Source organism: Butyricimonas faecalis (assembly GCF_003991565.1).
GTDB classification, from domain to species: domain Bacteria; phylum Bacteroidota; class Bacteroidia; order Bacteroidales; family Marinifilaceae; genus Butyricimonas; species Butyricimonas faecalis.
Genome location: NZ_CP032819.1, coordinates 3,800,245 through 3,812,368 on the forward strand (window position 1 = coordinate 3,800,245; position 12,124 = coordinate 3,812,368).

Here is a 12,124-nt window from a genome sequence, read left to right on the forward strand (position 1 = left end):
CACATTCACCAGAAGAAATATGTTAGTACCGAAGGTGAATGTCGTATTGCAGGCGGACAAAGACATCGGCAGCATAACAGAGGCAGACATTTGGCTCAATTGTATGGACGGCAACGGTAACTTCTTGTCTGTGGCTGCGGAAGACCATACCGGCGACGGACATTACATTGCCACCTTGCCGTTAGACTACAGCCCGGTAGAGCCTTTCATCCAAGTTCACTTGAATGAAATGGTCTATGATTACCTGTCCATTCCGAATTTCAAAGCGGGACAGGAATGTCAAATCTCGCTTATACTCGGTACGGACGGGCTTCGCACACCGGGAATAGGAGCTGAAATCGACGACTGGGAAGTTGTGGAAGGAGATGTCACATTCGTAAAATGACAAAATATAATAAATGACGCCTGCTGGTTTTGTTATCATTGGCAGGCGTTTCACTTTTTATCCCTCATTCAGGAATCCCGGCATTTACCGAGTGTTCCGCTTGTTCTGCACGTCTTTTTCCCATTTCGATGTGAAGGATTTACCACAAAGGGCTTGGAGAAGAAGAAACACATAGCAGAACTGAAAATCCGACCTAGCTAAAAAGAAAAACAGATTTCTTATTTATGCCTTCAGACTCCGGACAAATTAACTCTATAGTTTTTTGAGCATTCCTTCGTTCGTATTGGGATTTATGGTTATTTTTGTAATTCAATCAATAATATGACGATAATGGCAAAGACATACCAAAGGACTAAATTACAAGAAGTCACGATCAGAGGATATAAATCCATAGCCTATGACAGACCTGTGACCTTGAAGCTGGGTGATGTCAGCATCTTGTTGGGTGCCAACGGTGCAGGCAAGAGCAATATCATCAGTTTTTTCCGGATGCTGAGCTACATGATGAGCAAGTCATTCGGGAGATATGTGGAAATATCGGGCACGTCTCATGCCTTGCTGCATTACGGCATTAAACGGACACCGGTCATGTCCGGAGAACTGAAGTTTGCCGACAGCAATTCCATGGATGTTTATGGCTTTTCATTGGCCAATGCCACTCCCGACAGGCTGATTATCACGGAAGAGCGGATTACATGGCATCGCAAGGGGGAGAAAAAGCCCTATGAGATAGCACTGGAACCGAATTTCAAGGAGTCCGCTCTCGCAGAGTGTGAGGATCCGGTTGCCAAAACTATTTTCCAGATGCTTTCTTACTGCAAGGTATATCAGTTTCACGATTCATCGACAGAGGGGCCGCTACGTCAGGCTTGTCCCGTCGAGACGGCCAATTACCTCCAGTCGCACGGAAACAATCTGCCTTCTTTCCTGCTGTTCCTGCGGGAGAACTACAAGGATGCCTACAACCGGATTGTTGACTATGTCCGTGACGTAGTTCCCCAGTTCCAGGACTTCTATCTGGAGCCCGTGGGTGGTATCATTTCTCTCCGGTGGATAGATAATTCTGCCACGGACTATCGTTTCAATGCCTACCAGTTCTCCGACGGATCTATCCGTTTCATTGCCCTGGCCGCCTTGCTTCTGCAGCCTGCCCAGACAATGCCCAACGTCATCATTTTGGATGAACCGGAACTTGGCTTGCATCCCTATGCCATCAGCCAGCTGGCAGAAATGATTAAGGATGCGTCCATACACGCACAGGTCATTATTGCCACGCAGAGCAAGGATTTGGTCGATCATTTCGACATCGGCGATATCTCTGTGGTGGAAATGAACAAGGAAACGCAGGCAACCTCTGTCACTCACCTTGACGCCAAAGAATATCATCTTTGGCTTCAGAACTATACGGTGAGCGAACTTTGGGACAAAAACATCATAGGAGGACGTCCCGTATGAAAGCGAAGATTATTCATGTCCTTTGTGAGGGACAGACGGAACAGGGATTTGTGGAGGAAGTGTTGCGTCCCTACCTGCAAGCGCAAGGTGTGGCAGGTGTAAAAAGCATCCTGATTACCACTAACAAGAAAAAGAATGCCCGTGGTGGAATGCTGAGCTATGCTCAGGCGGTGACAGACCTAGAACTGTTGCGGAAAATGAAGATGGACGGCGAATACGAACGTCATGTTTTCACAACGATGTTCGACCTCTACGCATTGCCGGATGATTTTCCCGGTTATGAAGCAGCCAAAGCAATCGGTGAGCCTTACGCCCGTGTCGCAGCATTGGAAACGGCGTTTGCTGAAGCAATCAACGATAGTCGTTTCATTCCCTATATTCAGCTGCATGAATTTGAAGCTCTGCTCTTTTGCGGTATTGACTATCTGGCAAAGCGTTACCCCGGTTGTGAGAAACGCTGCGAACAGCTGAAAAAAGACCTGGAGAAAACCAGCAACCCCGAGCTGATAAACAATAGTCCGGAAACGGCTCCGAGCAAACGTATTATCAAGGCGATAGAAGGAGACAAAAAACAGCATTACAACTACAATAAGCCGGCTACCGGCAAAGATGTTACCAAAAGTGTCGGCATGGATGAACTTCGTGCCCGGTGCAGTCACTTCAATGAATGGATAGAAAAGTTGATAGACTGCTGATTCTGTAATCAGATAATATCAAGGTTCTGACAGACAGGTTCGAGTGTTTATCTCAAAAATGGAAGAGATGGGGATTATACAGAAAGAGGGTGTAGGAAGAAATACTCGCTATATAAAGACTGCGAGTTTCCCATCTTTTAATTGAGAAGACAATTTTTGCTCTGTCCAAAAAACAAGTTTTTGGTCAAAAAACAGCACAAATAACTGATTATCAATTATTCTTTCAATGCCCGAAAATCTGTTTTTTTGTACGAAAGAGTTCTTTCACTTTTCTATCCCTCATTCCGGAATTCCGGCATTTACCAGATATTACTAATTAAAAAATTTAGATAAGTAACGAGATGCTAGATTTGATTAGTTGCTCGTAAGGTATAAGGCATCGACATTCTTCTGTTATTTAGTCAGTTGAAAAAATGTAACAATTATTTCTCTGATACCTAATACTTTTTCTATTTACACCATCCACGGATTCTTATACGGATCATAATCCGTCTGGAAAGTAGCCAGTTGCCAGTCGGTGACAGGTTTCTTCGAGTCATCGACTTTGCGGGGAATCTGCGGATTAAGCCGTAGTTTGGCGGCATCATTGAGCCATTTCATGCTATCCTCGTAATCGCGCATGCGGACAACACTGACATTATTCGGAGCAATGAGTTTCGTGAGTTCGTAGATGGCCAGCCGGACCATGTGCTTCTTGAGATTGTAGTTGCGGGGGTCATGCAACGAGAGGTTCTGCCCGACTTGCGGTGTGTCCGCGTTCACATCCGTTTCCGGGTAAAATACCCGTCCGTCATAAACGACATATTCGTGTTCCGACAACTCATAGGCATTGTATGATGAATCGTAATCGGCTATGGCTCCCCAGCAGTCGGAAACCATCGGGTCAAGATTGTAATCGAAACCTTCAAGCGTCATCAAAGTATAGAATGCTCCTTCATACTCGACGACTGCCCACAGAGGATACTCGACAGGCTGCCATAACGAGGCTTCCGCCTCGATCCAACCGCCGACCAACGGGATACGGACATCATCGAACTTGTACCCGTTTTCATTAAGACAAGTATAAACAATGCCGTTATAATTCACTTTATCTCCCGGATAATAGGTGTTGAACTGGGAATAATTTACAACTTGTCCCGCATCGACACGGATATCAGAACTCTCTTCCCAATAGACAACCGTTGCCGGCTTGCGATAGCCGCTGACGGAGCGTATCACCTCATGGATTTGTCCCTCGAAATAGACATGCACACCCACGGGATAGGTAATCCGACGGTCGTATTCGGCGATATATTTTCCTTTTGCAAGTTCCTTTTCAATCTCGTAGTTCTCCGACAAATATTCCACGATACTCATCTCCGTCGATTCTTCCGCCTGGATGAATCGTGCATCATTGCCCCGCGTGAGTTGTGCCAGGGCTTCCGGAGTAATTATCCCAAGATAGTCGTCATTATTGAGAAACCGTCTGTACATATCCTTGTTCCGTTATTAGTATGAAAATCCTTCCTGAATTACCGATGTGGATACCACATACCCGTTCCCGTCGCCTCCGCTCTTGAACTTGTACCAGCTGTCACGCAGGTAGTAACAGAGCAGGTAGTCAAGGCAGTCGGACAAGTGCCCGTACCGTTCATATTTGACACCGGTTTTCGGGTCGGTGGTCTTCTGTTTGCTCTTGGTACCGTCCTCGTTACGAAGCTGGTAAATCAGATCCTGGGTAAGTTTGCGACATTTGATATCGATTTGTATCTCCCAGCCTTCATAGCCCCCGAATACCTCGTTGACGAACTCGCACCGTGTAGCCTGCGGAGGCTGCTTGCGTAATAGCTTTACCTTCGGTCGCAGGATTCCTCTGCCGAAAGTGTCCGTGATGATGGTATAGTTGTTGATGCCGTCCTCGTTGGTGGTGGAGCGTTGTAACCCGGAAGGGTCACCGGTCACATCCACTCCGCCAATATGCTTGTCCCGGTAAAGTTTTAAGCGTACTTTCCGTGCCAACGCAGGTGTGTTGTTCTCCTTTTCCTCCGGCTTGCCGAGTATCTCTTCCAGTATATAGACCTTCCTGTTTTCATAGTCTATTTGTGCGGAGAGTACCGACATTTGGGGGGCAACATTGAAGTCCCACACCGTGATGAGCGGCTTGATCGGATCGTACGCTTTTTCTTTCAGTCCGGTAACGAGATGCCGGGAGCCGTCGAAACTGTTATAAATCGCCATATCGTTGGCTTCCACGAAATCCCAGTTGCCATAGAGCAGGCGTTCTTTTGTCGCCTGGTCCCGGATCTTGTTCAGGGCCGCCTCGTACACCTGACGGAAAGCGATATTCGGGTTGTCAAACACGGAGAAAGGTATATACGCTTCACCCTCGCGGCAGATGACCTTGTCTCCGTTTTCGTCCTGCACGAAGCGGGAACGCACCCAGTTAATTGTCGGATTGGTGGTGAGCAGCATTCTCGGGGTCTTGAATGTCTCATGGGTTCTCCAGCGGAGACGGGAGAACAGCACTTCGACGGCCCGTTCCGAGATTTCCGACACCTCGTCCACCATGGCGATGGTATATTCCGAAGAGCCGAAACGCTCGAAGTTGGGGTCGCTGGGGATATCCGCCATCTCCTTCATGATGATGACCGAGTCATTCCAGAATGTGAGCGTGCCTTCGAGGTTGTTTATCTTGTAGTTTGTATCCTCTTTCAGTCCCCAGTCCTTCAGAATCGACTTGATGGTGTTCCATGTCGATTCCTTTAACGACTTGAGTGTCTTACGGGCCACCACCGCACGGATATTCTCGAACCGAATACATGAAGACACCAGCCAAACGCTGCCGATATACGATTTTCCGCCGCCGGCCGCTCCGCCTCCCAGTATCAGCTGCGGCAGGTTCTGCGACTTGCAATGCCTGCATTGAGGCCTGTACTGAGGGTTGCCTTGCTGGTCATAACCGATAAGGATTTGCTCGATCTCCCCGCCACAATGGGGACAATAGTTCGGTTGCAACAGTTTCCAGAGTTCATACTGCCGTGGGGACGGTTTGAACTCGATGCGCAGGTTTCTGGGTGGTTTGAGCCTGTTGACCGCCATTCGATTTATATAATCTGAATGGTTATGTCCCTTTCGGACTCGAGCATGGCATACAGTTTTTGGAATGTAGTACGGGATTCCAAAACTTTTCCCTTGACCGTATTCTTTCCCACGATGATACAGCCGGCGGAATCTCCCTCGGTGTTGCCTGAATGGATTAGGATGCCAAGGAAATGCGGTACATCGTGCAGATATGGCATTTTTTTCTTGTACTTGGGGCTGTACTGAAGGGTAACTTTATAAGTCCCGGCAGGAATGGCGGTCTTGGAATAGACCTTCTCCCTGCATGTGCAGGAACGGCCGCGAGGAGTATCCGGACAGGTTGCCGGAAGTTTCCTCACGGCATCTTCGATGGTGTTACAGAAAAATTTGCCGTTGATGGACAGGTCGCCTATGGTATAGGTCTGACCTTTGAATTTGCGGTTGAGTGTCAGCTTCATACTTCGATACTATTTGTATCGAAAGAGTAGAGACGGACGCCGGCTAATGTTTATTATATGTGTTTGTAAAAGGAGGATATTTCAGGAAATGATGTATCTTTGTGACCGGATTGACAGTATTTAATCAAGAGTTAATATGACAAAAGCGGATATCGTCAGGGAAATAGCAACGCAGACCGGTCTGGAGAAGCAGGTCGTGTTACAAGTTGTCGAAGGATTCATGGATAGCGTAAAGTCTTCCATGATAAACGGCGAGGAGGTTTATCTTCGCGGCTTCGGTTCTTTTATCATCAAACACCGTGCGGAAAAGACAGCACGCAACATAAGCAGGAATACCACGATAATAGTGCCTGCCCACAATATCCCGGCATTCAAACCGTCAAAAGCCTTTGCAGGAAGGATGAAATCAGACAAATAAGGTGATTATATGCAACAGGAGCGTTATTCAGATGCTCCTGTTACTTTATACAGGGCAACGAGGTTGGCATTGTCCGATTGGAACAGGAAACGGCCGTTGCTTAAAAGGCATTCGTGGATGGTGTTGTCATTAGGATCCGACTCCAATAAAGCCCCCGCCTTGTTTTCATCGATAAGAAGCATTTCTATGCCTTGTACGGTAGCGGCAGTTGCATCGGCCGGAATTTTCAAAAGTTCATCCATCAGATTCATGTCGTTCATAATATCTCCGTATTTGGCTTGAGTCCCGTCAAGCATTCAATGTACCAAGACCAAAAAGCGTGGGACATAACCCGTAGCACCGAGGTTCTGGTAAACCTATCCGCAAACAAGTTAAGCCCACGCAAAAGCATAGGCGAAAACTGTTTGTCCTGCGGATAAGTGAAATTTACCAGATTTCGGTGCATGACAAAAGCTAACGCTTTCCGTATTTTATTATGTTGTTCTGCCAATATGGTTTTTATGCCGCATCTGCAGAAGAACCGGCATTATGTGATAACGACCGGACGTGTAAAGGCTATTTCTTGGATTCTTCCAAGGAAACCTTACGAAACTCTTTCATCAGTTTTTCCAATTCCAACGAAGTCTTGCGGGCACGGGTACCTGCGGCCTTGTTGCCTTTTTCAATCTGAAGTGCCGCATCCGTGGAGAATGTAGCATATACTTCCTGTATCTTTGAAACCAACTCTTTCATATAAATATTATTTAAGTTATTGACTACAAAGGTAGTGAAAATAATCAAGAATAAGAGCGATTCTGTCAATATAATAAATATCACATTGGTAATCAATGACTTTTAACAGCCATTATACCGTATGATTTATCCATCAGAGAAATTGTCAAGGTGTTTACAACTTTATGGATATGTCTGGTCAGAACATTTCTTCCATCTGCCGCTTGATTTCTTCCCGCTTTGTATTCTTGTAGTAATGCTTATAGATGGTCAATGGGCTGTTACCAGCCATCTCTGCAACCACATACGGATTGTTACCGGCATCTACCATCTTCGATATGAAAGAGCCACGGGCGGAATACCATGTGATGTTTTCTTTAATGCGCAGCATCTTGCATGCTTTCGTCAAGGTTTGTGAAAGGCGTGTGGAAATTTGCTTGACACGTGTAGTCTTCTTGGAAGTGGTCGTGTGTTTATGAGTAAAAACAGGAAATACATAATTTCCATAACTTTGCCCACGGTATTTATTCATGATGGCTTTTGCTTTACTGAGTAATTCCGGTTTGGCTGTTTTGGGAAACTTGATACGTTCATAGACGATGCGGTCTTCCTGGACCAAATCCCATGTCAGGTTACATACATCGACATTCGCCATACCTCCGGTATAGTAGCTGAACAGGAACAAATCAAGATGCAACTGCTCTTTTTTCGTAAACAAGGTACGGTCAACATTTGCGATTTTAGCTATGACTGTTTCCGGAACTGCTCTTGAAGTGGTTTCCGGCCAATTAATATCATCACCGAGACAGAGGAAGTTATCCATATTCACCCCGTACATCTCTTTCTTTTCTGCCTGCCTGCATACGGCACGGAGCAACCTTAGTTTGTGTGTAAGTCCGGCCTTGTTGCCATTTCTGATACCTCTTTCTTTAAGCCAAAACGCAAAGTCAAGAAGAAACTCTTCTGTAATATCCGTAAAGAAATAAGAGGAAAAGGCTTTTTCATATTTTTCCTTTGTAAACGCCTGCAGTTCACGCTTGAGATAGACATACCGTTTAGCATTGGTCGTGCTGTCGACAATCTGACCGTTCTTGATGCGTTTCTTGTTTTTGAATGTCTCTTCAAGATAATCGATCATCTGCTGGACACTCTTTACTTTGACCTCGGGTTTGGCCGCCTTGATTTCATCGAAGCAATGTGATAGCTGGACGGGCGACCAGTTCCTGCCTTCCATCTCCCAGGTATCGGCGACATGCAGATATTTGGTTCGCAAATCGAAAAGCAGTTTGTTCTTGGTAGTGGCCTCCGCACTCCCTACACGGAAACTCTGAGACTTGACATCCCAGTCTTTTAATAGCCCTGTGATGTTTATAACCTTCGGCACACGGGCGTAACCGGTCTTGAAGAAAATTATCTCCAGCTTGACCATCTTGGTGTCTTTCGGGTTCTGCTTACCCCTGATGTTAATCGTGTACATAGACTGATAACGAGTTAGTTAATGACTTATTATTAATTCGCATTAGTAGGAATCAATTGGTATTAATTAACCTACATAGAAACCTACATGAAAAGAGTAGTTTCCTTAGCGAAATAATGTTTATACGGATAAATCCGTACTTGTGTCATTTACTAACTCGTTATCAATCAACTATTTTTCCTAATCACAAAAGTTGTGTCCGAAAAAAGGGTGTGCCTTTACAGAAGTGCCCTCATTTTTTCTATCCTGATACCACAACTGCCAGCTATTAAAGAGATTTTGCCAAATGGAATAAAAGGCTAAAAACACGGAGGCTAATGGATTCAAATACGTGTTTGCCATCCAGATGCCCATGGCGGTGTTTTTTTGGCCTAATAGTTGACCTCCGGCTATGCGATCGCCGTATTTGCCTCCCAGCCATTTGCCTGTTGCGAAGTGGATGGTGCAGGTGATGACGGATGAAATTCCTAGGGCGAGAATCGTGTTTTCATTGCCTTTCCCGTGGATGAATATAAAGTTAATGGTTTGTCCTAACGTGAGCAGTAGGCATATGGCCCAGAGATAAAATGAGATGCCCTTATAGCGACTGAGAAAATGGTTGGTTTTAGGGAAAAATACTTGCAAGACAAGTACCACGAAAAACGGTAGGGCAATCACCGGGCTGATTTTGCTGAGAATCAATAGAAAAGAATTTATAAAAGACATATCTTGATGCGAACCGATGAAAGAGAAATATACAGGAGCGATAATGGCTACCATGAGATTTCCCACGATTGTGTAAGTGGTGGTTGTTTCTCTCTTGGCTCCAAGCATGCTGGCAATGACAACAACGGAAGCTGCCACGGGACATAGAATCCCGATTAAAATGCCTTGAGCCACAGTTTCGTTAGGGTATACCGATCTTATGGTGTAATAGCCTCCGATGCTGACCACGATCTGGAATAGCATGAGCCACAAATTCATGGAGGAGATGTGTAACTTCCGTAAATCAACGGCCACGAAATTTAGGAGTAGAATGATAAAAATGAAATAGGGTACAATCCAGGCTAACAAGCTACACCAACTGTGTAATAGAAGCCCTAGGATGATGGCCATCGGAAGTATATAACTACGTAATTTAGACATGATTGCTAATGGATTAAAAACGGTGCGAAATTACGAAATCCGAACGGGAATTATGTTGTTGTTATGTAAGTTTTTGCTTTTGTTTTATTCTTCGGAGGTTTCATGGACTTGTCGGTTATTTCTGAATTGTAGGGGAGTCATGCCCGTGTGTTTTTTGAAAAAACGGGCAAAAAAGGAAGAGTTCGGGTAGTTAAGTTCCTCGGAAATCTGGATGATGCTCATGTCTGATGATTTCAATAACACTTTGGCTTCTTGCAGGCTGAAATTCGTGATCCAGTGGTAGAGGGTGCAATCGGTGGTTTGTTTTAATATGCTCGACAGGTATTTCGGTGTCATGCAGAGTTTGTCGGCGTAGAATGATGGAGAACGTTCTTGTTTGTGGTGTTGATGCAGTAGTCGGAAGAAATCATCTACGACTTGTTTTTGGCGATTGGTCCCCACTAGTACGGCTTGGCGGGAATAGATGAAACTGAGTTCAGCAATAAAGGAGAAAAGTAAGGCTTTGATGATTTCTTCCCGGGAGGGATGATCGAGTCTGGCAGCCTGACGGGTAATGAAAATGAAAAATTCATCCAGATGGTTGTATTCTTCTGTCGTTAGGGATAGGTAGGGTTTATTACCTATTCTCTCCGAGATTCCCGATTTGAGGACGAACGGGAAATCTACCATGAAGTCAAAGCTATAAGACAGGCATTTACATGTGAAATCGTCTGACAGGTAATGATTCTCGACCAGGTGGAAAGGTAAAAGAGAGAGTAGCGTGCCGGGATGGGCGAGATAGTCTTTGCCGTTGATTTTCAGATGGCCTTCTCCGACGGTGATCATGATGACGGTTAGCCCGTTGTGGTCGTTGCGTCGTGGTTTGTGGAGAGGGAATAGCCGGATAAAGAGTTCTTTGTTTAACATGGAAATAAAAAAATTTCCAAGAGAGGGGATTGCCGTGCTGTTTGATATGTCCTTCCCTTTTTGCATGTGCTCTGATTTCACGTTCCGGGAACAAAGATAAGGTATTTGCACGAAAAAGCATTATAGGGCAAATCTATGGATGATTAGGACGAAAGCATTTGTGGGATGTTGAGGATATTCGCGGCGTGAAAATGATAAATATTAGAGGTTATGGAACAGAAAAATTCGAAAATTTACATACTTATTGTCGTCGGAATGGTGTCGGCTCTGGGACCTTTTGTGACGGACTTTTATTTGCCGGCATTTCCCAGTTTGGTAACTTATTTTGACACGACGGCCTCGCAAGTGCAGTTGAGCTTGACGTTTAGCATGATTGGTTTGGCCGTGGGACAGATATTTTTGGGCCCGTTGAGTGATAAATTTGGACGAAAGCGACCGCTGGTGATCTCGATGTTCTTTTTTGTCTTGTCGTCGGTTGCTTGTGTTTTTTCGCCGAGCATAGAGATTTTCATCTTGGCCCGTTTCATCCAGGGATTTTCGGGTGCGGGAGGAATCGTGATTTCGAAGTCGATCGCAACCGATCTGTACGGGGGAAAGGATTTGGCGAAATTCTTTTCCATGTTGGCTTGTGTGCAGGGATTGGCCCCGATTTGCGCACCCGTGTTGGGAGGATTGTTACTGATGGTGACGAATTGGAGAGGGATATTCGGATTACTGGTGTTGATCGGGTTGTTGTTGTTATCGGTATTATTCCGGTTTCATGATTCGTTGTCTAAGGAGAATCGGTTGCCAGGGGAGTTGAAGGAGCGATTTGTTTATTATAAAGAGGTGTTGTGGCATCGAAAATTCATGTATTTCGTGCTGATTCAGGTTTTGGGGATGGGAGTAATGTTTTCATATATTGCGTCTTCACCGTTTGTTTTTCAGGAACATTATCATCTTTCTCCTGTCATGTATAGCATTTGTTTTGCTTGTAATGCCGTGGCAATTATGCTGGGTAGTTTGAGTGTGGTTCGTTTCCGATCGAACGAACATGCATTGCGGGTGGGCGTATGCGGGTTTATGTTCTTGTGCTGTTGCACTGGTGCGGCTCTCTGTTTGGAATTATCCGTTATTATTATTGAAATTGTCTTTTTCTTGTTTCTTTTTTTCTTGGGGATTATATTGCCGACTTCCACGACGCTGGCTCTGAATCTGGAAAGACAAAATTCGGGTACAGCCTCTGCAATACTGGGTTTTTTGACCTTCTTGGGGGGAGGGATTGTTTCGCCTTTGACGGGTATAGGAAATATCCTTTATTCGACGAGTGCTATTATGTTCGTGTGTTGCGTGTTGATTCTAGTTTGTACGTGGAGAGTTTTGAAGATGACAAGGGCTTGAGAAAATACCGGACGTGCGTGTAATTTGTCTTCTGAAATCTTTATATTTGTAAAG

Annotated in this window: 13 protein-coding genes; 5 read left to right on the top strand and 8 right to left on the bottom strand. The window is 45.2% G+C overall.

Annotated features, from left to right (window positions below; genetic code table 11):
- Window positions 1-19: 19 nt before the first annotated feature.
- The 3 genes from D8S85_RS16450 to D8S85_RS16460 all read left to right on the top strand — a co-directional run bounded on the left by D8S85_RS16450 (window position 20) and on the right by D8S85_RS16460 (window position 2,535).
- The gene (locus tag D8S85_RS16450) at window positions 20-385 is read left to right on the top strand and encodes a hypothetical protein (RefSeq protein ID WP_004293518.1); all 366 of its coding nucleotides are present in this window, start codon (window positions 20-22) and stop codon (window positions 383-385) included.
- A gap of 330 nt (window positions 386-715) precedes the next feature.
- Entirely contained in the window at window positions 716-1,840 is a 1,125-nt protein-coding gene (locus tag D8S85_RS16455; RefSeq protein ID WP_004293517.1) for an AAA family ATPase, read from the top strand.
- The gene (locus D8S85_RS16460) at window positions 1,837-2,535 is read left to right on the top strand and encodes a DUF4276 family protein (protein WP_004293516.1); all 699 of its coding nucleotides are present in this window, start codon (window positions 1,837-1,839) and stop codon (window positions 2,533-2,535) included. The genes D8S85_RS16455 and D8S85_RS16460 overlap by 4 nt, the downstream gene beginning before the upstream one ends.
- 453 nt (window positions 2,536-2,988) lie before the next feature.
- On the opposite strand, the gene D8S85_RS16470 is transcribed toward D8S85_RS16460, so the two are convergent.
- The 3 genes from D8S85_RS16470 to D8S85_RS16480 are packed head-to-tail and all read right to left on the bottom strand — an operon-like array spanning window position 2,989 to window position 6,053.
- The gene (locus D8S85_RS16470) at window positions 2,989-4,008 is read right to left on the bottom strand and encodes a hypothetical protein (protein ID WP_004293514.1); all 1,020 of its coding nucleotides are present in this window, start codon (window positions 4,006-4,008) and stop codon (window positions 2,989-2,991) included.
- 15 nt (window positions 4,009-4,023) lie between these two features.
- A complete protein-coding gene (locus tag D8S85_RS16475; RefSeq protein WP_008860757.1) occupies window positions 4,024-5,613 on the bottom strand; it encodes a phage terminase large subunit in 1,590 nt (529 codons plus the stop codon).
- Window positions 5,614-5,618: 5 nt separating this feature from the next.
- Entirely contained in the window at window positions 5,619-6,053 is a 435-nt protein-coding gene (locus D8S85_RS16480) for a DUF5675 family protein (protein WP_008860756.1), read from the bottom strand.
- 136 nt (window positions 6,054-6,189) lie between these two features.
- Here D8S85_RS16480 and D8S85_RS16485 point away from each other — a divergent pair, with 136 nt between their 5' ends.
- Complete coding sequence (locus D8S85_RS16485) at window positions 6,190-6,471, top strand: HU family DNA-binding protein (RefSeq protein ID WP_008142902.1); 282 nt, start codon at window positions 6,190-6,192, stop codon at window positions 6,469-6,471.
- Window positions 6,472-6,494: 23 nt separating this feature from the next.
- Here the strand turns inward: D8S85_RS16485 and D8S85_RS16490 are convergent, their stop codons facing one another.
- From D8S85_RS16490 to D8S85_RS16510, 5 genes are all read right to left on the bottom strand, one after another.
- On the bottom strand, window positions 6,495-6,731 hold the full coding sequence (locus D8S85_RS16490) for a hypothetical protein (protein ID WP_008860755.1): 237 nt from the start codon (window positions 6,729-6,731) through the stop codon (window positions 6,495-6,497).
- A gap of 295 nt (window positions 6,732-7,026) precedes the next feature.
- Window positions 7,027-7,203 carry a histone H1 gene (locus D8S85_RS16495; RefSeq protein ID WP_004293509.1) on the bottom strand — a complete coding sequence of 59 codons (177 nt, stop codon included), beginning with the start codon at window positions 7,201-7,203 and terminating at the stop codon, window positions 7,027-7,029.
- Between the two features lie 178 nt (window positions 7,204-7,381).
- Complete coding sequence (locus D8S85_RS16500) at window positions 7,382-8,659, bottom strand: phage integrase SAM-like domain-containing protein (protein ID WP_004293508.1); 1,278 nt, start codon at window positions 8,657-8,659, stop codon at window positions 7,382-7,384.
- A gap of 180 nt (window positions 8,660-8,839) precedes the next feature.
- Window positions 8,840-9,784, bottom strand: coding sequence for a bile acid:sodium symporter family protein (locus D8S85_RS16505; protein WP_127075388.1), 945 nt, complete (start codon window positions 9,782-9,784; stop codon window positions 8,840-8,842).
- Window positions 9,785-9,868: 84 nt separating this feature from the next.
- Window positions 9,869-10,756, bottom strand: coding sequence for a helix-turn-helix domain-containing protein (locus D8S85_RS16510; RefSeq protein WP_106481414.1), 888 nt, complete (start codon window positions 10,754-10,756; stop codon window positions 9,869-9,871).
- Between the two features lie 144 nt (window positions 10,757-10,900).
- Here D8S85_RS16510 and D8S85_RS16515 point away from each other — a divergent pair, with 144 nt between their 5' ends.
- On the top strand, window positions 10,901-12,070 hold the full coding sequence (locus tag D8S85_RS16515; protein ID WP_106481415.1) for a multidrug effflux MFS transporter: 1,170 nt from the start codon (window positions 10,901-10,903) through the stop codon (window positions 12,068-12,070).
- Window positions 12,071-12,124 lie beyond the last annotated feature (54 nt).

What these genes read in the sequence shown, in the direction of transcription:
- D8S85_RS16495 (WP_004293509.1), bottom strand. Translation starts at nt 7,203, where the DNA reads ATGAAAGAGTTGGTTTCAAAGATACAGGAAGTATATGCTACATTCTCC.
- D8S85_RS16505 (WP_127075388.1), bottom strand. Translation starts at nt 9,784, where the DNA reads ATGTCTAAATTACGTAGTTATATACTTCCGATGGCCATCATCCTAGGG.
- D8S85_RS16490 (WP_008860755.1), bottom strand. Translation starts at nt 6,731, where the DNA reads ATGAACGACATGAATCTGATGGATGAACTTTTGAAAATTCCGGCCGAT.
- D8S85_RS16515 (WP_106481415.1), top strand. Translation starts at nt 10,901, where the DNA reads ATGGAACAGAAAAATTCGAAAATTTACATACTTATTGTCGTCGGAATG.
- D8S85_RS16460 (WP_004293516.1), top strand. Translation starts at nt 1,837, where the DNA reads ATGAAAGCGAAGATTATTCATGTCCTTTGTGAGGGACAGACGGAACAG.
- D8S85_RS16455 (WP_004293517.1), top strand. Translation starts at nt 716, where the DNA reads ATGGCAAAGACATACCAAAGGACTAAATTACAAGAAGTCACGATCAGA.
- D8S85_RS16500 (WP_004293508.1), bottom strand. Translation starts at nt 8,659, where the DNA reads ATGTACACGATTAACATCAGGGGTAAGCAGAACCCGAAAGACACCAAG.
- D8S85_RS16470 (WP_004293514.1), bottom strand. Translation starts at nt 4,008, where the DNA reads ATGTACAGACGGTTTCTCAATAATGACGACTATCTTGGGATAATTACT.
- D8S85_RS16485 (WP_008142902.1), top strand. Translation starts at nt 6,190, where the DNA reads ATGACAAAAGCGGATATCGTCAGGGAAATAGCAACGCAGACCGGTCTG.
- D8S85_RS16480 (WP_008860756.1), bottom strand. Translation starts at nt 6,053, where the DNA reads ATGAAGCTGACACTCAACCGCAAATTCAAAGGTCAGACCTATACCATA.
- D8S85_RS16450 (WP_004293518.1), top strand. Translation starts at nt 20, where the DNA reads ATGTTAGTACCGAAGGTGAATGTCGTATTGCAGGCGGACAAAGACATC.
- D8S85_RS16475 (WP_008860757.1), bottom strand. Translation starts at nt 5,613, where the DNA reads ATGGCGGTCAACAGGCTCAAACCACCCAGAAACCTGCGCATCGAGTTC.
- D8S85_RS16510 (WP_106481414.1), bottom strand. Translation starts at nt 10,756, where the DNA reads ATGCAAAAAGGGAAGGACATATCAAACAGCACGGCAATCCCCTCTCTT.